Here is an 18,957-nt window from a genome sequence, read left to right as displayed (position 1 = left end):
CCTGGCTCGGTGCCCCGACGAATCACGAAGGCGGTCCTCATGCCCCCGACCACGCACGAACCGGCCAACTACGCATGCCCCTTCTGCGGCATCCAACAGGGACTGTTCAACGAGCGCAACCTGCCATCCGACGTCGTCGCCGTCACCGAGCGCGCCTTCGCACGTATCGCCCCGAAGTGGTGGCCGGGCAACCCCGGTGCTGTCCTCGTGATCCCCCGCACGCACGTCGAGAACATCTACGACCTGTCCCCCGCGGACGGGCAGGCGGTCTGGGGGCTCACGCAGCAGGTCGCCGTCGGCATCCGCTCGTCCTACGGATGCGAGGGCACATCGATCCGGCAGCATAACGAGCCGGCCGGCGGCCAGGACGTGTGGCATCTGCACGTGCATGTGTTCCCTCGCCACACCGACGATCGCCTGTACCAGCGCCAGGATGAGGCACGATGGGTCTCCCCGGCTGAGCGGGAAGTCTTCGCACAGAAGCTGCGAGAAACGCTCGGCCTCCCTGTCACCTTCGACTGAGCGCGCGCCACTCGGACGCGAGGAGCGCGTACGTGTACCCGTCGATCCAGCCGAGATCGGCGTGCCACGAGTCCCCCACTCCGTGCTGCTCGCGTCGCATCCCGATCTTCTCGAGAACCCGGACGGATGCATGATTGTCGGCGAAGCAGCCGGCGGTGACGCGGTGCACGCCCAGTCCGTCGAACGCCAGCTCGAGCAACGCCGAGCCGATCGCAGTCGCATAGCCCCGGCCTGCGTGGGCGGGGTCGATGAGGTAGCCGATGCCGGCCTCGGCCTTCTGCCAGGGGCCATCCTCGACATGGCTCTGTCCCATCGAGTCATGGCGCCAGAGCTCCCCGACGCCGACAATCCGATCGCCGAGGAGAGCCACCAGACGGTGGTCATCCGGGTCGGCCACGCTCTCCAACCACATCCGGCGGAATTCCTCTCTGTCTACGACGGTCCGGATCAGCCAGCGGGTCACCTCGGGACGATTGCGCCAGCCCAGGATCCGGTCGACGTCTTCCTCTCGCGGCGGGCGCAGCGTCAACGGACCGGCCTCGATCGGCCATTCCAACTCGTCACGGGTCACACACCCTGTCTAACAGAGCTCTGCTAGTCTGGTCCGCGCCGTGCGGCAGAGCGAGGAGGTGGTATCCGTGAACACGACGACATGGGTGCTCCCCTCCGGGGTCACGGTCGGGCGATAGATCGTCCGGGAGCGCCATCTCAGCTCCCGAAAGGCACGATCATGCACTTCACTTCGGAACACCCCCTTGAGGACGATGTCCTCGAACGCGATTTCCTGTTGGGCGACATCCCCGGCATCCTCTGGACTCCCCCGGTCGCATCCGCCGATGAACCGGTTCCCCTCATCCTGCTCGGGCACCCCGGTGGCATCACTCGCATGCGGGCGCGCCTGCGCGGCCGTGCCCAGGCGTCGGCAGGACAGGGCTTCGCCTCTGCCACAATCGAATTGCCTGGCACCGGGGAACGTCCCGGCATCCCGACCGTCGATCAAGCACGCACCGATCTGCGGCAGGCGCTCGCCGCAGGACAGACCATCACCGACGACATCGTCGATCGCCTCATCCTGCCCCTCGTCGATCAGGGCGTCCCCGAACTGCAGGCCCTGCTCGACGCGCTGCTCGCAGAACCGGAGCTGCGCGAGCCGGCCGCTTACTCCGGCGGCGTCATATCGATCGGCGTCCGCCTCGCGGTCGTCGAGCCGCGGATAGTCGCCGCCGGGCTGTTCGCCGGGAGCTACGTGCCCCGCTCGATCATGTCCGAGGCGCGCGGCGTCACGATCCCCCTGCACGTCCTGCTGCAGTGGGATGACGAGGGCAACGACCGACAGATGGCGCTGGACCTCTTCGACGCCTTCGGCTCCGAGGAGAAGGCCCTGCTGGCCAACACGGGCGGGCACACCGGGGTTCCGGCATCCGCCGGACCGCACGCAGCCGCGTTCTACGCGCGACACCTGCTCGGCTGACCCCGGCGAGTCAGAGTTCACGGACGGTCATCAGCGACCGTCCGTGAACGCTCTGGTTCGTCACGACATCCGTCTCACGGAAGCCGAGCTTCTCGAGCGCGCGGCGCGAGGCGAGGTTCCAGTCCCAGACGGATGCTCCGAGCTGCGAGTACCCGGCCGCGCGCGCCCAGTCGAGTACGGCGCGTCCCGCTTCCGTCGCGTACCCGCGGTTGTGCGCGACGCGCAGCAGTTCGAAGGCCAGTTCGGGCTCGTCCCCGTGCCAGGCGATGCCGCAGTAGCCGAGAACCTCGCCGGTCTCCCGCAGCACGACGGTGAGCAGCCCCGGCTTCGACGTGTCCGATCCTCGGATGTGCTCCACGATGTCCTGCACATCCGGGTGACCGTCGGCGTCGATCCTCCGGTGCGCCGGGACGCGCTCGTCGCGCTCGGTCCACAGCTGATGGAACACGCCGGCGTCCTCCTCGCGCTGACGACGCAGCGTGAGCCGCTCGGTCTCCAGCCCGTCCAGGGTCGGCACCGCGATCAGCCTCCGATCGGGACGGACCAGAGCACCTCGGTCTCGCGGTAGCCCTCGCGGGTGTAGAGCCGGCGCGCTCCCTCGTTGCTGCCGAACACATTCAGCGCCAGCACGGCGAGGCCCGCGTCCGCAGTCTCGCGAGCAGCTGCCCGGAGCGCCTGAGTACCCAGCCCTTGCCCGCGCCGGTCCTCGTCCAGCGAGATGTCGTAGATGAAGCCCGCGTGATCGTCGAAGCCCACCCAGAGGATGCCCGCCCGATCACCCGCTTCGTCGCGCACTGTCCAGAGCCGCTGCCCGGCCGTCCTCGGGCCGTCGGGAAGATACTCGACCATCTGCTCCGCGGCGACTCGTCGCGACTCCTCGATCGTCGCCTCCGATCCCGATGCGAATCGTTCCTGGGCGTAGTCCTCATCGGCGACCGCGCGATAGGCCGCGAAGTCCGCGTCGGTCATGGGCACCAGGCGGATGCCGATGGGGGCCGGCACGCCGGCCACCTCGACGCGCATCTTCGTCGCGACACGACGGGCATCGGCCTCACTCGCAAGAGCCGCCATGCGGGGCTCGCCCGCGAAGGAGCCGAACTCCCAGCCACCGGTCCAGCCCGCCTGTGCGGCGAGGTCGTCGAGGTGCGGCCAGGAGACGGTGACACCGTCGATGTCGGCGAGCACGACCGCACCAGCCCGCGGCATGGCCCAGACCGTCACTGCGCCGTCATCCGTCTGCCAGATCTCACCGCCGTCCGTTTCGGGAACCGCGATGTCACCGCGTTCGGCCGCGGCCCGCGCCGAGAACACGCGCCCGACCGCTGCGTCGAGCAGCACCTGTCGGCGCGTCGGATCAGTGATCTTCACCCAGGTCATGTCGCGAGAGTACCCGACGGCTGGATCTCCGCCGCCATGGCGGAGGCGGCGATCTCGGCGAGAAGTGCGTCGCGGGACTCCTCATGCGCCGTGATCGTGACGACCCCGTCGCGTGCATCGTCGACGACGACATACTGCCCGTAGAGCCCGTCGAGGCGCCAGCAGTCGCCCGGTCCCTGCCAGACCGCGATCCCGTAGTCGCTGCGGTAACTCGTCGGCACCCAGTCGCGATGCATCCGATCGATCCACTCGGCGCTCACCAGCGCGCGGTCCCGCCACCGTCCGCGGTCACGGAGCACCCGGCCGATCCGCGCCAGCTCCTCGGTGCGCAGCTCGAGCCCGGTGCCCCCGATGATCCAGCCGTTCGGGCAGCGGTGCCACTGCGGATTGTGGATCTCGAGCGGATCGAACAGCCGCGGCATCAGCCAGTCCCGCACATCGCCGACCGCGGCGCCGAGCATCCGCATCGCCAGGTAGGTGCTCGCGTCGCTGTACTGGAACCGCGCACCGGTCTGCTCCGCAGGTCTGCGCCCGATCTCCCGCGCAAGATCGGGCCACGGCGCAGGCTGACTGCCGAACCATTCGAAGTCGATACCGCTCGTCATGGTGAGCAGATCGAGGATCGTGACCCGGTCCACGCCGGGACCGAGCTCCATGTCGGGGAGCAGCTCCGGAACGCGCGTCCCCGGTGTCAGCACGCCCTCGTCGATCGCCATGCCGACCGCCAGTGCGCAGACGCCTTTCGAGTCGGAATAGATGTTGACCCGATCGTCGCTGCGCCAGCGGTGCTGCGCCTCTTCATCGCCGATCAGGACGTGAACGCCGTACGCGCCCAGCCGCTCGTCGTCGATCTGTCGGACGATCCGTTCCAGGACTGCTGCGGCGCTCATCGTTGAAGCATGTCAGAGGGCACCGACACCGTCACGGCCGCGCGGCCAGGATGATACGGAACTCGTTGTGATCGACGAGCAGGCCGTCCGCGTCCGTCAGGGGCGCCAGCCGCTCCGCCAACCTGCGATCGAATTCGCCCGCCAGATCGCCGAGCACCGCCGGCGACGCGAAGGACATCGAGTGCATCAGCCCGATCACGCTGTCGACGGTCCTGGTCCGGACCACAGGCACCTGCGCGGTGGTGACCTCGCGGAACCCCGCATCCACGATCTCGTCCTCGAAGCGCCCCGCAGGCCGGTCGTAGGTGCCGGCCCCGGCTCGGCGCCGCTCCCCCAGCACCTCCTGCACGACCTCGCGCGTGCGGTCCTTCCACTCGTCGCCGCCGGCCCAGATGCTCTGGTCGCCGAACACGGCGAGCACGGCATCCGGCGCCATCCGATCCACGACGTGATGAAGGAACGCGGGACGGTCGAACCAGTGGAACGCGCGGCACACCGTCACGAGGTGGGCCGACCAGGACTCCGGAAGATCGAAGGACTCCGCGGGCGCCTGCACGAGGCGCACACGATCGTCGGGCAGCTCTTGGTGAGCGACCGCGAGCAGATCAGCGTCGAGATCGACACCGACCGCCTCGTCGAACCACGGCAGCAGCGCGTCGATCACGAAGCCCGGTCCGGTTCCGACATCGAGGAGGCGACGCGGGGATCCCTGCGGCGCCGCGGACGCCAGGGTCTCGGCGACCTCCGCCGGGACACCCGAACGATGACGGCGGTAGTGCTCAGCGGTCGATGCGAACAGGCTCACTCCCCAGAGAATATCCGACGTGGCATCCGGCAGACTGAAGCTGTGCCCGCCTTCCCCGACATCGCTTTGACCACCGACGACGGCATCCGCATCGATGCTCTGAGCGTCGACGATGCGCCGGCGCTCGTCGCGGCGTTCACGGACGCCGCTCTGCGCCGCTGGCTCCCCGCGCCCGATCCCTACCCGCTCGCGATCGCCGAGCAGTGGTGCACCACCATCTCGGAGCAGACGCGCGCGAGCGGTTGCGGCATCGTGCGCGCGATCCGTGTCGATGGCACGCTCTCCGGCAGCATCGATGCGAAGCGCGTGGACTGGCGGGCGATGACCTGCGAGCTGTCGTACTGGACGGCGGCTCCCTTCCGTGGGCGGGGGCTCGTGCCCGGAGCCGTCGCGGCGTTCTCCTGCGCACTGATCCGCGAGCACGGCTTCGAGCGCGTCGAGCTGCGCATCGCGCCGGGAAATGCAGCCTCGCTGCGCGCAGCGGAGAAGGCCGGATTCCGCCGCGAGGGCACCGCGCGCAACGCCGGATTCACCGACGACGGGCGCGTCGACCTGGTCATCTGGTCGCGCATCCCGGCAGACCTGCAGGACTAGAGTCGATCGCGTGACGCGCGCGCTCCCTGTCTCGACCCCCGGCTGGCGATCATGGCTGATCTGGGGTGTCGGTGTCGCCGCGTACATGCTCGCGATCACGAACCGCGCCTCACTGAGCGCCGTCGGCGTCGACGCAGCAGACCGCTTCAGTGCGGATGCCGCGACGCTGTCGCTCTTCGCCGTCGTGCAGCTCGCTGTCTACGGCGGCATGCAGATCCCCATCGGAGTGCTCCTGGACCGCTACGGCTCCAGGCCCATCATGGCGATCGGGATGCTGCTGCTGGCCGCGGGCCAGCTCGTCATGGCGGTCTCCCCCAGCATCGGCATCGCCCTGATCGCCCGCATGCTCCTCGGCGCCGGCGACGCAGCGATCTTCCCCGCGGTGCTGCGCCTTGTCGCGACCTGGTTTCCCGCCCAGCGCGGTCCGCTCATGGTGCAGCTGACCGGCCTTGTCGGCCAGTGCGGACAGCTGCTCGCGCTGATCCCGCTGGCGGCACTGCTGCACTCGACCTCCTGGTCGATCACCTTCGGCAGCATCGCCGGCCTCGGCGTGCTCTTCGCGATCCTGGTCTGGGCGATCATCCGCAACCACCCGCCGGAGCGGAAGGCGGACGTCTCGGTGGACACCGACACCGGAGCGATCCGAGTCGTGACCTCGGCGATCGACACCGGCACCGGCATCCGGGCTGCCTGGTCGCACCCCGGCACCCGTCTCGCGTTCTGGTCGCACTTCACCACCCCGTTCGCGGGGACCGCGTTCCTGCTGCTCTGGGGCATGCCGTTCCTCACCGCGGGTGAGGGACTCAGCAACGCCGCAGCCGCATCGCTGCTGTCCCTCAACGTCGTCGTCGCAATGGCGCTCGGCCCGCTGCTCGGCGAGCTCTCCCGCCGCATCCCCACGCGTCGATCGCGCGCACTCGTGATCCCGAGCGTCCTCGTGCAGGTCGTCGCCTGGCTGGCTGTCATCCTGTGGCCGGGGCCGGCGCCGACGTGGCTGCTGATCGTCCTGGTCGTTGCGCTCGCCGCAGGCGGCCCGGCATCCATGATCGCGTTCGACCATGCGCGCACGCACAACCCGGCGCATCGCCTCAGCACGGCAACGGGCCTCACCAACTCCGGCGGCTTCCTCGCCGCGCTCATCGCGATCTTCCTGATCGGCCTCACCCTCGATCTGCAGGGCGCCGGCACGCCCGCGACCTACTCGCTGGAGGCGTTCCGTTGGGCGTTCCTCACCCAGCTTCCGCTCTGGGCGCTCGGAATCACGTTCATCAGCATCGAGCGCAAGCGCACCCGCATCCGCATGGGACTCGACCCGGAGCGCCCGCGACGATGACGAACGGCTACCTTGCTGAAGAGACCCCCGCCGCGCCTTCACCGTCGCGCTGGTCACAGGCCGCGCTCGGCGCGGGCGCACTGGCGGCGGCTCTGTGGATGCTGAGCGGCTGGCTGTACGTCATCGCCGCATCCAACGTCTACGTCTCCCGGGCGCTCAGCGTCCTGGCGATCGGGCCGCAGCGCTCCGCCCGGTTCTCGTGGCCGATGCCGTGGTCGGCGCTGGCCTTCCTCACCACGGCGGCCCTGATCATCGCCGTGGTGTTCTTCGTGCTGCGCCTGGACGGTGCGCGCCGCCGACCGGGTATGGCGATCTGGTTCGCGGTGATCATCGCGGGCACGATGCTGGGCCTCGCGACGGATGCGACGGCGGTGCTCGCGGACATGCCGAAGTTCGGCTGGCGCGCACTGACGAGCGCCGGCGTCGACGCCGCCCTCAGCGGTGCGTACTGGGGCGTCGTGCAGGGATGGATCCCCGCGATCGTGTTCTCCCGTTGGATGCGGGGCAGCATGCCGGAGCGACCCGGCATCGCGACCGCCGCCGCCGCGGTCATCGCGGCGCTGATCCTGTTCGCCGTGATCGGCGTCGCCGGAACCTCTGCGTGGCGCTCCGAGATCGCGAAGCAGAGCGCCGAGGCGCAGGGGCTGTCGGTCGCGGACGGCGCGTACCCCGACCCGCAGACGCCGGGCACTCCGCCGCCGACGGCTGCCCCCGGAGTGGATCGGCCGGTTCTCGACGACGACTGGTGCACGGGCGAGCGCGCCGCGCTGCTGATCGGTGCTTCGGATGCCGGGCTGGGCCACCGCGTGCAGGAGGTCCAGCTGCTGAACTTCAGCGAGACCCCCTGCATCCTCGAGGGATATGCGGACATCGCCTTCGCGGACCAGAACGGCCATGACCTGCCGGTGAAGATCGAGCCCGGCTCCTCCTACATGGCCTCCGACCCCGGGCCCGTGCGGATCGAGATCCCCGCCAAGGGCTACGCGGCGATGACTGTGAGCTGGAACGCGAACTCGACGAACGGGGCGCTCGTCGCCCGCACCATGTACGCCGCGATCCTGCCGAGTCTGGATCGCGGCTCCTGGCCGGTGCAGCTCGACATCGTGCCCGACACGGCGCTCGAGATCTCGGCCTGGCATCTCATCGACACGCCCACCCCTCAGCAGTGACGAGTCCCGCGGGTTCTCCGACTCTTAGGATGAAGCGTGGCCACCGGATACCGCTTCTCCTCAGACAACGCCGACATCGACCGGGACCGCGTGCACGCCTGGCTGAGCGAACAGTCCTACTGGGCGGAGGGACGAGCGCGTGAGACCCAGGATGCCGCGATCGACGGCTCCCGCAACTACGCCGTGCTCGATCGCGAGGGCGCGCAGGTCGCGTACGCGCGCGTCGTCACGGACGCCGTGACCTTCGCCTGGCTGTGCGATGTGTTCGTCGACCCGGCCGAGCGCGGCAACGGCATCGGCAAGATGCTCATCGAGGGTGTCGTCGCCGACATCGAGCAGACGCCGATCAGGCGGATCGTCCTCGCCACCGCCGACGCGCACGGTCTCTACGCGCAGTACGGCTTCGCGCCGTCGGAGGACCCGAACCGGTACATGATCCGCACCAGAGTCTGAGTCTCAGCCGCGCGGAGTCCAGCCGAACGGCCGTGCTCCCCCGCGGCCGCCGCGCTCGACATCCGCATGAGCGGACCAGCCCTGCGCGGCGTCCACGGCGTCGAAACCGCCGCGCGCCAGTCGCATGCCGACATCGTCATGGTGCATACGGGGCGCGCCACCGCGGCGCACCGACGCCCGCACACTCCAGGCGTCGTCCGCGAATCCGCCGCCGCGGAACACGCGGTAGTCGTCGTAGCGAGCCGGGTCCAGCAGGTCCCAGCACCACTCCCACACGTTGCCCAGTGTGTCGAACAGTCCGTTGAGGTTGGGCAGCCGAAGGCCGACGTCCTGCGGGGTGCGCACACCGTCGGCCCCGGTCCATGCGACGTCGGCCAGCGGACCGTACTGCGGGCCGGTCGAGCCGGCCCGGCACGCGTACTCCCACTCCGCCTCTGTGGGCAGCCGGTAGCCGTCGCTGTCCACGTGCCAGGTGACGTCCTCACCCTCGAACGAGTAGGCCGGGTCCAGCCCCTCCCACTCCGAGGCCGCGTTGCAGAACCTGATCGCGCGCAGCCAGCTGAGGTCGGACGCCGGATGGCGCGGATGCGTCGCCGGAACACCGAGCACCTCGGCGAACTGCTCCTGTGTGACGGCGAAGACGCCGATCTCGAACGGCTCGAGTCGCACGGTGCGATGCTCGTTCCGCCGTGCGTCGTGCAGTGCCACCGTGCCCCCGTCGAGGCGGCGCATCTCCCAGAGGTCCACCGCTCAGCCGACCACGGGAATCTCATCGGTATGAGGCCCTCTGGTACGCCCCGGGGCCTCGTCGGCCGCGGTCTCCTCCACAGGCATGCGCACCGCGAACAGACGCAGGAAGTACTGGACCATCGGCCCGATGAGCAGCGCGAACGCGACCGTGCCGATGCCGACCACGCCGCCGAGGATCCATCCGAGCGTCAGTGCGGAGAGCTCCACGATCGTGCGTGCCAGCCACAGCGGCCACCCGAGCCGGGAGTGCAGTCCCGTCATCAGTCCGTCACGCGGTCCGGGTCCGAAGCGTGCACCGATGTACAGGCCCGAGCCAACCGCGAACAGCGTGAGACCGATCACGAAGAACAGGATCCGCAGCCAGAGTGCGTCGACCTCGGGGACGAACAGGAAACCGGCATCCGCACCGACACCCACGCCCAGCGCGTTGACGATCGTGCCGACACCGAGCCGTTGGCGGAGCGGGATCCAAGCCAGGAGCACCAGCAGCGAAAGGAGCACGCTGACCGTGCCGAAGCTCAGCGGCACCCGCATCGCGATGCCCTGTGCGAGCACGTCCCAGGGAGCCGCTCCGATCCCTCCGCGGATCATGAACGAGATCCCGACGCCGGCCAGGAGCACGCCGCCGACGAGCTGCAGGATGCGCCGTGGCAGGCGTCTTCCGGCGATGCTCGTCACTGCGGCGCCCGTTCCACCCATGTCGCGTACTTCGCGGCGCGGCCGTCACCGGACGACGTGCGAGTCACGCGTCGCTTGATCCACGGGCCGACGAACTCGCGGTAGTACTGCATACCCGTCGGCCCCGCGGGGCCGTGCTGGGGTGCGGCCCACCACTGCGCGGGCGGCTCGTAGCCCAGCGCGTGCAGCACCCGCGCCGCGACCCGGTGATGCCCGTTGGCATTCATGTGCAGCCGGTCCTCGGACCAGTACGGCGGCATGGACAGCTCGCCGTCGGGCCAGTTCAGGGCCCGCAGCACGTCGGGGCGATCCTCGAAGCGTCGCATCACCGCCGCCGAGAGCTCATCGCCTCGCGCCTGGATGGTCTTTCCCAGAGGGAGCTGGCCGCTCGGGTTCGCTCCGGAGAGCACGATCATCGTCACGCCCTCCTCGTCGCAACGGCGCAGCACGCGGCTGAACGAGTCGGCGATGTGCTCGATGTCGGCCTTCGGCCGGAGCATGTCGTTGCCGCCGGCGTTGAACGAGAGATGCGTGGGGCGCAGCGCGAGCGCGGGCTCGAGCTGCTGCTCGACGATCGGCCAGGCCAGCTTGCCGCGGATGGCGAGATTCGCGTACTCGATCGTCTCGCCCGAGGCATCCGCCCAACCCTGCGCGGCGATGTCGGCCCAGCCTCGCACCCGACCGTCGGGGAGCTCATCGCCCACACCTTCGGTGAACGAGTCACCGATCGCCACGAAACGCACTGCTGCCATCCGTCCAGCCTATTGCGACTTCGACGGGTCAGCGATCGTCGAGGCCGGCTCCGCGGCGGTCGACGAGTCCCCACGCTGCGACTGCCGCGACGACGAAGAACGCGGAGAACACGGTGAACACCATTGGTGTGCCGCCCGTCTCGAGCATCCTCGGAACCAGGAGCGGCGCGAAGATCGACGCGATCCTGCCGACGCCGGCTGCCCAGCCGGCACCGGTTCCGCGCAGGGACGTCGGGTAGATCTCCGGCGTGACCGCGTACAGCGCGCCCCAGGCTCCGAGATTGAAGAACGACAGCGCCATGCCGGCGCCGATGATCATGCCGGTGCTGTCGGCGGTGCCGAACAGCACCGCGGACGCCGCAGATCCGACCAGGAACACCGAAAGGGTGGTGCGACGGCCCCACACCTCGATCAGCCAGGCCGCGACCGCGTAGCCCGGCAGCTGCGCCAGCGTGATGATCAGCGTGAAGCCGAACGAGCGCACCAGGTCGTAGCCGGCCGCGACGAGGATGCTGGGGATCCAGATGAATGCACCGTAGTAGGCGAAGTTCACGCAGAACCAGACCAGCCAGATGCTCGCGGTGCGCAGCCGGAACTCACGGTTCCACAGAGTCGCGAGTCGAGCTGCCGTGGTCACGGCGACCGGCCTCGTGTCGGGTTCCTTGTTGATCGCCGGGGGCAGCACGATCCCGGCATCCTTCTCGAAGGTCTCGACGATCCGCTGCGCTCGCGTGATCCGTCCGCGCCCGGCGAGCCAGCGCGGGGACTCCGGCAGCCCCCAGCGCACGATCACCGCATACAGCGCGGGAATCGCGCCGAGGGCGAAAGCCCAGCGCCAGCCGTCCTCGGATGCCGGGATCACGAAGAACCCGATCAGTGCGGCCGCTGTCCATCCGACGGCCCAGAACGCCTCCAGGACGACGATCAGGCGGCCGCGGATGCGGGCCGGCACGAGCTCGCTCACGTAGGTGGAGGCCACAGGCAGCTCGGCACCCAGGCCGAGTCCGACGACGAAGCGCAGGATGAGGAGGCCCGTCACGCCCGCCGCGAGGGCGCTCGCGCCGGTGGCGATGCCGTACACGAGGAGGGTGAGCGCGAACACCTGCCGGCGCCCGTACCGGTCGGCGAGGAGCCCGCCGACGCTCGCGCCGATCGCCATGCCGATGAAGCCGACAGACGCGATCCAGCCGAGCTGGGTCGGCGTGAGCGCCCACTGCTGAGCGAGCGCGGCGATGATGAACGAGATCAGTCCGACATCCATCGCATCCAGCGCCCAGCCGATGCCGGAGCCGGTCAGGATCCGCGCGTGACGGCGTGTCAGAGGAAGCGCGTCGAGGCGCGACGCCAGGGAGCGGCGGCTCGGGACGACGTTGTCGGGCATCCCCTCATCCTAGGACGGACGGCGCCCCGAGCTGTCCGGCTCAGTCGTCGGCGAGCAGCCTTCGGACGCGCGGCACCACCTCGGTGGCGTACAGCTCGATGCTGCGCATCAGGTGCTCGTGAGGAATCGTTCCGGTGGCGTACTTGAGCTCGAAACGTCCCAGCCCCAGGACGCGGATCGTCTCGGCCATCTTCGCCGCGACCCGGTCGGGCGAGCCCGCGTACGTGGCGCCCATCGGCCCGACGTCGTTCTGGAACTGCGCCCTGCTGTACGCCGCCCAGCCGCGCTCGCGGCCGATCGTGCGGTTCATGGCCTCGAAGCCCGGATACGCCTGCTCCCAGGCCTCGTCGTCGGTCTCGGCGACGTGACCTGGCGAATGCGCCGAGATCGGACGCAGCTCAGTGCCGAACTGGTCGACAGCGCGATGGTAGAGGTCGACGAGGGGTTTGAAGCGGAACGCCGCTCCCCCGATGATCGCGAGCGTGAGTCCGAAGCCGTGTCGCGCGACGCGGATGATCGACTCCGGGCTGCCGCCCACGCCCACCCAGGGGCGCAGGCCGTTCTCGGTCTTGGGGAACACATCGGCGTTCTCGAGCGCGGGGCGCATCGTGCCAGACCAGGTCACCGGCTGCTCATTCACGAGCTCGGCGAACAGGTCGAGCTTCTGCTCGAACAGCGCTTCGTAGTCGCGCAGGTCGTAGCCGAACAGCGGGAAGGACTCGGTGAACGATCCGCGACCGAGCACCGGCTCGGCCCGGCCGTTCGAGACCGCGTCGAGGGTCGCGAAGCGCTCGTACACCCGCACCGGGTCGTCCGAGGACAGCACTGTCACGGCGGTGCCGAGCTTGATCTTCTCGGTGCGGCCGGCGATCGCGGCGAGCACCATCTCGGGCGCGGAGATCGCGAACTCGGGGCGGTGGTGCTCCCCCACCGCGAAGTAGTCGACGCCGAGCCGGTCGGCGAGCTCCGCCTGCGCGACGACGTTGCGGATGGTCTGCGCTCCGCTGAGCGGACTGCCGTCCAGCGCCGTCGACATGTCGCCGAAGGTGCCGAGTCCGAATTCCACGTTCATGAACTCCCTTTCGTATTCACACGAATGCAACGCGGGGATCACCCGGGCATTCCCGGATGATCCCCGCGGATCGTGATTCGGTTCTCAGCCGAGCAGTGCGGTGCGGAGCGTGTCCAGGCCGACGCCGCCCATGTCGAGCGCACGCTTGTGGAACTCCTTCATCGAGAAGTCCTCTCCGCGCTCGGCGCGGTACGCGTCGCGGACCTGCTCCCAGATGCGCTGGCCGACCTTGTACGACGGCGCCTGTCCCGGCCAGCCGAGGTAGCGGTTCACCTCGAACTGACGGAACTCATCCGACATGTTCACGTTGCGGCGCATCATCTCGAGCGCGTAGTCGTGGTCCCAGATGCCCTCGCCGTCCAGGCGCGGCTTGCGCAGGTGCACGCCGATGTCGAGCACCACGCGCACGGCACGCATGCGCTGACCGTCGAGCATGCCCAGCCGGTCGGCGGGGTCGTCGAGGTAGCCGAGCTGCTCCATCAGACGCTCCGCATACAGCGCCCAGCCCTCGGCGTGGCCGGAGGTGCCGGCCAGCAGACGGCGCCAGCTGTTCAGCTCGGCGCGGTTGTAGGTCGCCTGTGCGATCTGCAGGTGGTGACCGGGGACGCCCTCGTGGTAGACGGTGGTGAGCTCGCGCCAGGTGTCGAACTCGGTGACGCCCTCGGGCACCGACCACCACATCCGGCCCGGACGCGAGAAGTCGTCCGTCGGGCCCGTGTAGTAGATCCCGCCCTCCTGCGTGGGGGCGATCATGCACTCGAGCTCGCGGATCTGCTCGGGGATGTCGAAGTGCGTTGCACCCAGCTCGGCGATCGCCCGATCGCTGGTCTGCTGCATCCACTGCTGGAGCGCCTCGGTGCCGACCAGTCGGCGCGACGCGTCGGCCTCGAGATGCGCGACCGCCTCTTCGACGGTCGCACCGGGCAGGATCTCGTTCGCGATCGACTCCTGCTCGGAGATCATGCGGGCGAGCTCTTCGCGGCCCCACTCGTACGTCTCGTCGAGATCGATCGTGGCGCCGAGGAACCGGCGCGAGTTCAGCGCGTACAGCTCACGGCCGACCGCGTCGTCCTCGCCCGCGACCGGAGCGAGTTCGGTCGCGAGGAAGTCGCGGAGCCGGTCGTAGGCCACGCGCGCCGCGCCGGCGTTGTCGGACAGCGTGCGCGCGAGGGACGCCGGGAGCTGGCCGTCCTCGGGCGCGGCGCCGGCGACGAACGACGCGAAGAATCCGTCGTCGGCGGTGTACCGGGTGATCTGCGTGGCGACCTCAGCCACCTGGCGGCGCGCGGGCACGACACCGTGGGCGATGCCCTCGCGCAGCGTGGCGGTGTAGCCGCGCAGCGCCTGCGGGATCGCCGCGAGACGTTCGGCGACGACGGACCAGTCGTCAGTGGTCGCCGTGGGCATGAGATCGAACGCCTGACGGAAGTCCTGCGCCGCCGAGGCGATCACGTTGAGGTCGCGCAGGTGCCACTGCGCGTCGTGCAGCTCGAGGTCGAGCTGCAGCTGCGAGGACAGGTCGGCCTTGGTCACCTCGTCGATGTGATCGGTCGGCTCGAGCTTCTGCAGCGCCGCCAGCGTTCGGCGAGTCGCCTCGACGCTCTTCTCGTGCCCTTCGGGGCTGAGATCGTCCAGGAGTCCGTTCGCCTCGTTGCGGCCGATGTAGGTCGCCAGCACCGGCGACAGATCGACGAGTTCGTCGACCCAATCCTCGGCGACCTGATCGATCGCCGAGGGCGTGCGTGAATCAGTCATGCGTTCGAGCCTATCTTCGGCTGCGGATCAGTGCGCGGCCTCGTTCCAGTCCCCGCCCCGGCCGACCTGCACGTCGAGCGGCACGGACAACTCGGCGGCACCGCCCATCCGGTCGCGGACGATGCCCTCGACGGAGTCCCACTCGCCCTGCGCCACCTCGACCACGAGCTCGTCATGGATCTGCAGCAGCACGCGGGACGACAGCTCGCGCTCGCGCAGATCGTCGTGGATGCGGAACAGCGCGATCTTCATGATGTCGGCCGCGCTGCCCTGGATCGGCGCGTTCAGCGCCGCGCGCTCCGCGTTCTCGCGCAGCACGCGGTTCGGGCTGGACAGATCGGGGAACGGACGCCGCCGACCGAAGATCGTCTCGGTGTAGCCGACCTCCTTCGCCGCCATCACGGATGCCCGCAGGTAGTCGCGCACGGCGCCGAAGCGCGCGAAGTACTCGGTCATCAGCCCCTTCGCCTCGGACTGCTCGATGCGCAGCTGCTTGGACAGGCCGAAAGCGCTCAGGCCGTAGACGAGGCCATAGGACATCGCCTTCACCTTGGTGCGCATCTGCGAGGTGACCTCGGACGGATCGACGCCGAACACCCGTGCGCCGACGAAGCGGTGCAGGTCCTCGCCGGAGTTGAAGGCCTCGATCAGCCCCTCGTCACCGGAGAGATGCGCCATGATGCGCATCTCGATCTGCGAGTAGTCGGCGGTCAGCAGCGTCTCGTAGCCCTCGCCCACCTGGAACGCGCTGCGGATGCGACGGGACTCCTCGGTGCGCACCGGGATGTTCTGCAGATTCGGGTCGGTACTGGACAGTCGTCCGGTCTGGCTGCCGGTCTGCACATAGGTCGTATGGATGCGGTGGTCGTCGCGGATGGCGCTGTCGAGTGATTCGATGATCTGCCGCAGCTTCGTCGCCTCGCGGTGCTGCGAGAGCTGCTCCAGGAAGACGTGCGGGCTCTTCTCCTGGATGTCGGCCAGCGACGCGGCATCCGTGGAGTACCCGGTCTTGGTCTTGCGGGTCTTCGGCAGCTGGAGCTCTTCGAAGAGCACCTCCTGTAGCTGCTTCGGCGAGCCGAGGTTCACCTCGCGCCCGATGGTGACGTACGCGTCCTGCGCGATGCCCTCGGCGCGCGCTCCGAGCTCGGCGGAGAAGGTGGAGAGAACGTCGTGCGACACCGCGACGCCCGCGACCTCCATGTCAGCCAGCGTCAGCAGCGTGGGCAGCTCGATGTCGGTGAGGACGGATGCCACGGACTCGGGCAGCTCGTCGCGCAGTGCGTTCGCCGTGCGCAGCGTGAACCAGGCCTCCTGCGACGGAGTCGCACCGTCGGTCTCGGGCACCAGTTGTGATGGATCGGACTCGGGCAGCTTCTCGCCGAGATAGCGCTCGACGAGGTCGCCGAGAGTCTTGTCGGGGAAGCTCGGACGCAGCAGCCAGCCGGCCAGGCTGGTGTCGTATGCGAGGCCGCCCAGCCGGATGCCGGAAGCGGTCAGCGCCTTCACCTGCGGCTTCGCGTCGTGCAGCGCCTTCGGAGCGTCGGACTCCAGCCACTCGCGCAGCGCCGCGACCGCAGCGTCGTCCCAGTCGCCCTCGCGCAGTTCGGTCGCCGTCGCCACGCCGATGCGCGTCGGACGGGCGCCCGGCACGAGGGTCAGCGCGACCTCGCCCTCCTGCCCGGCCAGCCAGGTCGCGATCTCAGAGGGGGTCGCCTGCACGGCTTCGGGCAGCTGGACGGTCGTCGCGGTCTCGGCATCCTCATCGTGCGCGCCGACGGCGTCGAAGACGCGCGGCAGCAGGGTGCGGAACTCGAGGCGCGCGAAGATGTCGCGCACGGCCTGAGCGTCGATCGGAGTGACCGCGAGATCGGCAGGGCCGAGGGGCAGCTCGACGTCGGTGAGCAGACGGTTCAGCTTGCGGTTGCGGCGCACGTCGTCGATGTGGTCGCGCAGGTTGCCGCCCACGACGCCCTTGATCTCACCGGAGCGCTCAAGCAGCTCGTCGAGCGTGCCGAACTGCGTGAGCCACTTGACCGCGGTCTTCTCCCCGACCTTGGGAACGCCGGGAAGGTTGTCGCTGGTCTCGCCGACCAGCGCGGCGATGTCGGGGTACTGCTCGGGGCGCACGCCGTAGCGCTCCTGCACGGTGACCGGGTCGTAGCGCTTGAGCTGCGATACTCCCTGCACCGACGGGTACAGCAGTGTCACCTTGTCGTTGACGAGCTGGATCGTGTCGCGGTCGCCGGACACGACGAGCACGTCGTAACCCTGCGCAGAACCCTGGGCGGACAGAGTGGCGAGGATGTCGTCGGCCTCGATGCCCTCCTTGGTGAGCACCGGCACCGACATCGCCGCGAGGCAGTCCTGGAGGAGCGGGATCTGACCGCGGAACTCGCTCGGCGTCTCGGAGCGCGTGGCCTTGTACTCGGGGTACTCGTCGGTGCGGAACGAGTGCCGCGAGGTGTCGAACGCGACCGCAAGGTGCGTCGGCTGCTCGGCTTTGATCAAGTTCACGAACATCGACAGGAAGCCGTAGATGGCGTTCGTGTGCTGGTTGTCGCGTGTGGTGAAGTTCTCGACCGGAAGGGCGAAGAATGCACGGTAGGCGAGCGAATGGCCGTCGACGACCATGAGGGTAGGCTTTGCGGAGTCCGTCACCCTGTCAGCCTAACGAGGGCGACGGACATGCGCCGAGGAGGACGAGTGAGCGACACGAGCACGACCGACGGTCTGGCATGGGCGACGCAGCGCGGCATGGGCGCGCTCGCCGAGAAGATGGGGATCGAGTTCACCGAGTTCTCGGTCCAGCGCAGCGTCGGCACCATGCCCGTGGAGGGCAACACCCAGCCGGTCGGCCTCGTGCACGGCGGCGCCTACGTGGTGCTCGGCGAGTCGCTCGGGTCGATGGCCGCCAACCTGCACGCCGGCCCCGGAAAGCTGGCCGTCGGCGTCGACATCAACGCGACGCACACCCGGTCGGCGACCAGCGGCGTCGTGACCGGTGTATGCACCCCGATCCACCTCGGGCGCAGCATCACCGTGCACGAGATCGTGGTCAGCGATGATCAGGGTCGCCGGTGCTCGACGATCCGGATCACGAACATGATCAAGGAACTGCCCGCCTGACGCGCCGCGCCGGCGGGCATCCCCTCACTTCTTGGGAGCCAACTGCTCGATGATCGCCTTGGCGACGTCCTGCATCGTCAGGCGACGGTCCATGGATGCCTTCTGGATCCAACGGAACGCCTCCGGCTCGGACAGGCCCATCTTCTCGTTCAGCAGCCCCTTGGCGCGGTCGACGAGTTTGCGGGTCTCGAAGCGCTCGACCATGTCGGCGACTTCGGCCTCGAGCGTGATGATCTGCTCGTGGCGGGCCAGCGCGATCTCGATCGCAGGCAGCAGGTCGTTCGGGGTGAACGGCTTGACGACGTAGGCGAGCGCACCGGCCTCGCTGGCGCGCTCGACGAGCTCCTTCTGGCTGAACGCGGTCAGCAGCACGACGGGAGCGATGTTGTTCTTGTGCAGCTTCTCGGCGGCGCTGATGCCGTCGAGCTGGGGCATCTTCACGTCCATGACCACCAGGTCGGGGCGCAGTTCGGTCGCCAATGCCACCGCAGTCTCGCCGTCGCCGGCCTCGCCGACGACGTCGAAGCCGTTGTCGCGGAGGATCTCCACGATGTCGAGGCGGATCAGCGACTCGTCCTCGGCGACGACGACGCGTCGCGGGGCGGATGCCGTGGGCTGCTCAGGCTGCTGCTCTTCAGTCACGGGGGAAATCCTATCTGTTGTACTTGTGCCGGCGGTGGGACTCGAACCCACACGTCTTTCGACAAAGCATTTTGAGTGCTCCGCGTCTGCCATTCCGCCACGCCGGCTCAGTGATCGACTTTATCGCACGCAATCGAGGTCGGCTTGCGCTGCACCCTGCGGCCGCAGGCGGCCTCCGGGCGCGTGC

Annotated in this window: 20 protein-coding genes and 1 tRNA gene; 7 read left to right on the top strand and 14 right to left on the bottom strand. The window is 69.1% G+C overall.

Going from position 1 to position 18,957, the window contains the following annotated elements; genetic code table 11:
- Positions 1-9: 9 nt before the first annotated feature.
- A complete protein-coding gene (locus ACFVDO_RS02465) occupies positions 10-522 on the top strand; it encodes an HIT family protein (protein WP_378857157.1) in 513 nt (170 codons plus the stop codon).
- On the opposite strand, the gene ACFVDO_RS02460 is transcribed toward ACFVDO_RS02465, so the two are convergent.
- The gene (locus ACFVDO_RS02460; RefSeq protein WP_378857159.1) at positions 509-1,093 is read right to left on the bottom strand and encodes a GNAT family N-acetyltransferase; all 585 of its coding nucleotides are present in this window, start codon (positions 1,091-1,093) and stop codon (positions 509-511) included. The two genes, ACFVDO_RS02465 and ACFVDO_RS02460, sit on opposite strands and share 14 nt — an antisense overlap.
- 159 nt (positions 1,094-1,252) lie before the next feature.
- Between ACFVDO_RS02460 and ACFVDO_RS02455 the strand changes: the two genes are divergently transcribed.
- Entirely contained in the window at positions 1,253-1,993 is a 741-nt protein-coding gene (locus ACFVDO_RS02455; protein ID WP_378857161.1) for an alpha/beta hydrolase, read from the top strand.
- 10 nt (positions 1,994-2,003) lie between these two features.
- Here ACFVDO_RS02455 and ACFVDO_RS02450 read toward each other — a convergent pair whose 3' ends face one another.
- Genes ACFVDO_RS02450 through ACFVDO_RS02435 form a run of 4 tightly spaced genes read right to left on the bottom strand, consistent with a single transcriptional unit; the run spans position 2,004 to position 5,065 of the window.
- Positions 2,004-2,510 carry a GNAT family N-acetyltransferase gene (locus ACFVDO_RS02450; protein ID WP_378857163.1) on the bottom strand — a complete coding sequence of 169 codons (507 nt, stop codon included), beginning with the start codon at positions 2,508-2,510 and terminating at the stop codon, positions 2,004-2,006.
- Between the two features lie 5 nt (positions 2,511-2,515).
- On the bottom strand, positions 2,516-3,370 hold the full coding sequence (locus ACFVDO_RS02445) for a GNAT family N-acetyltransferase (protein ID WP_378857165.1): 855 nt from the start codon (positions 3,368-3,370) through the stop codon (positions 2,516-2,518).
- Positions 3,367-4,260 carry a serine hydrolase domain-containing protein gene (locus tag ACFVDO_RS02440; RefSeq protein WP_378857167.1) on the bottom strand — a complete coding sequence of 298 codons (894 nt, stop codon included), beginning with the start codon at positions 4,258-4,260 and terminating at the stop codon, positions 3,367-3,369. Before ACFVDO_RS02440 ends, ACFVDO_RS02445 begins: the two co-directional genes overlap by 4 nt.
- Positions 4,261-4,291: 31 nt before the next feature.
- Positions 4,292-5,065: a class I SAM-dependent methyltransferase gene (locus tag ACFVDO_RS02435; protein WP_378857169.1), complete on the bottom strand. Its 774-nt coding sequence runs from the start codon at positions 5,063-5,065 to the stop codon at positions 4,292-4,294.
- Between the two features lie 42 nt (positions 5,066-5,107).
- Here ACFVDO_RS02435 and ACFVDO_RS02430 point away from each other — a divergent pair, with 42 nt between their 5' ends.
- Genes ACFVDO_RS02430 through ACFVDO_RS02415 form a run of 4 tightly spaced genes read left to right on the top strand, consistent with a single transcriptional unit; the run spans position 5,108 to position 8,614 of the window.
- Complete coding sequence (locus ACFVDO_RS02430) at positions 5,108-5,659, top strand: GNAT family N-acetyltransferase (RefSeq protein ID WP_378857171.1); 552 nt, start codon at positions 5,108-5,110, stop codon at positions 5,657-5,659.
- A 10-nt stretch (positions 5,660-5,669) separates the two neighbouring features.
- A complete protein-coding gene (locus ACFVDO_RS02425) occupies positions 5,670-6,992 on the top strand; it encodes a nitrate/nitrite transporter (protein ID WP_378857173.1) in 1,323 nt (440 codons plus the stop codon).
- Positions 6,989-8,161 (top strand): DUF4232 domain-containing protein, encoded by a 1,173-nt coding sequence (locus ACFVDO_RS02420; RefSeq protein WP_378857175.1) that lies wholly within the window; start codon positions 6,989-6,991, stop codon positions 8,159-8,161. The genes ACFVDO_RS02425 and ACFVDO_RS02420 overlap by 4 nt, the downstream gene beginning before the upstream one ends.
- Before the next feature lie 36 nt (positions 8,162-8,197).
- A complete protein-coding gene (locus ACFVDO_RS02415) occupies positions 8,198-8,614 on the top strand; it encodes a GNAT family N-acetyltransferase (RefSeq protein ID WP_378857177.1) in 417 nt (138 codons plus the stop codon).
- Positions 8,615-8,617: 3 nt separating this feature from the next.
- Here ACFVDO_RS02415 and ACFVDO_RS02410 read toward each other — a convergent pair whose 3' ends face one another.
- The 7 genes from ACFVDO_RS02410 to polA form a co-directional block, all read right to left on the bottom strand.
- Positions 8,618-9,346 (bottom strand): formylglycine-generating enzyme family protein, encoded by a 729-nt coding sequence (locus tag ACFVDO_RS02410; RefSeq protein WP_378857332.1) that lies wholly within the window; start codon positions 9,344-9,346, stop codon positions 8,618-8,620.
- An 18-nt stretch (positions 9,347-9,364) separates the two neighbouring features.
- Positions 9,365-10,042, bottom strand: a complete 678-nt coding sequence (locus ACFVDO_RS02405) for a YitT family protein (RefSeq protein ID WP_378857179.1) — start codon at positions 10,040-10,042, stop codon at positions 9,365-9,367.
- The gene (locus ACFVDO_RS02400; protein WP_378857181.1) at positions 10,039-10,794 is read right to left on the bottom strand and encodes an SGNH/GDSL hydrolase family protein; all 756 of its coding nucleotides are present in this window, start codon (positions 10,792-10,794) and stop codon (positions 10,039-10,041) included. The genes ACFVDO_RS02405 and ACFVDO_RS02400 overlap by 4 nt, the downstream gene beginning before the upstream one ends.
- Before the next feature lie 28 nt (positions 10,795-10,822).
- Positions 10,823-12,175, bottom strand: coding sequence for an MFS transporter (locus ACFVDO_RS02395; RefSeq protein WP_378857183.1), 1,353 nt, complete (start codon positions 12,173-12,175; stop codon positions 10,823-10,825).
- Between the two features lie 40 nt (positions 12,176-12,215).
- Positions 12,216-13,247 (bottom strand): LLM class flavin-dependent oxidoreductase, encoded by a 1,032-nt coding sequence (locus tag ACFVDO_RS02390; protein ID WP_378857185.1) that lies wholly within the window; start codon positions 13,245-13,247, stop codon positions 12,216-12,218.
- An 84-nt stretch (positions 13,248-13,331) separates the two neighbouring features.
- Complete coding sequence (locus tag ACFVDO_RS02385; RefSeq protein WP_378857187.1) at positions 13,332-15,002, bottom strand: DUF885 domain-containing protein; 1,671 nt, start codon at positions 15,000-15,002, stop codon at positions 13,332-13,334.
- 27 nt (positions 15,003-15,029) lie between these two features.
- Positions 15,030-17,660: a DNA polymerase I gene (polA, locus tag ACFVDO_RS02380; protein ID WP_378857189.1), complete on the bottom strand. Its 2,631-nt coding sequence runs from the start codon at positions 17,658-17,660 to the stop codon at positions 15,030-15,032.
- 27 nt (positions 17,661-17,687) lie between these two features.
- Here polA and ACFVDO_RS02375 point away from each other — a divergent pair, with 27 nt between their 5' ends.
- On the top strand, positions 17,688-18,128 hold the full coding sequence (locus ACFVDO_RS02375) for a hotdog fold thioesterase (protein WP_378886825.1): 441 nt from the start codon (positions 17,688-17,690) through the stop codon (positions 18,126-18,128).
- 24 nt (positions 18,129-18,152) lie between these two features.
- On the opposite strand, the gene ACFVDO_RS02370 is transcribed toward ACFVDO_RS02375, so the two are convergent.
- Entirely contained in the window at positions 18,153-18,770 is a 618-nt protein-coding gene (locus ACFVDO_RS02370) for an ANTAR domain-containing response regulator (RefSeq protein WP_116242125.1), read from the bottom strand.
- Positions 18,771-18,796: 26 nt separating this feature from the next.
- Positions 18,797-18,877 (bottom strand) — tRNA-Leu (locus tag ACFVDO_RS02365).
- Positions 18,878-18,957 lie beyond the last annotated feature (80 nt).

It is taken from the genome of Microbacterium sp. NPDC057741, from assembly GCF_042798735.1.
Taxonomy (GTDB): Bacteria; Actinomycetota; Actinomycetes; order Actinomycetales; family Microbacteriaceae; genus Microbacterium.
Note: the sequence above shows the minus strand (reverse complement) of the source record. Positions and strands in the feature narration are given on the sequence as shown.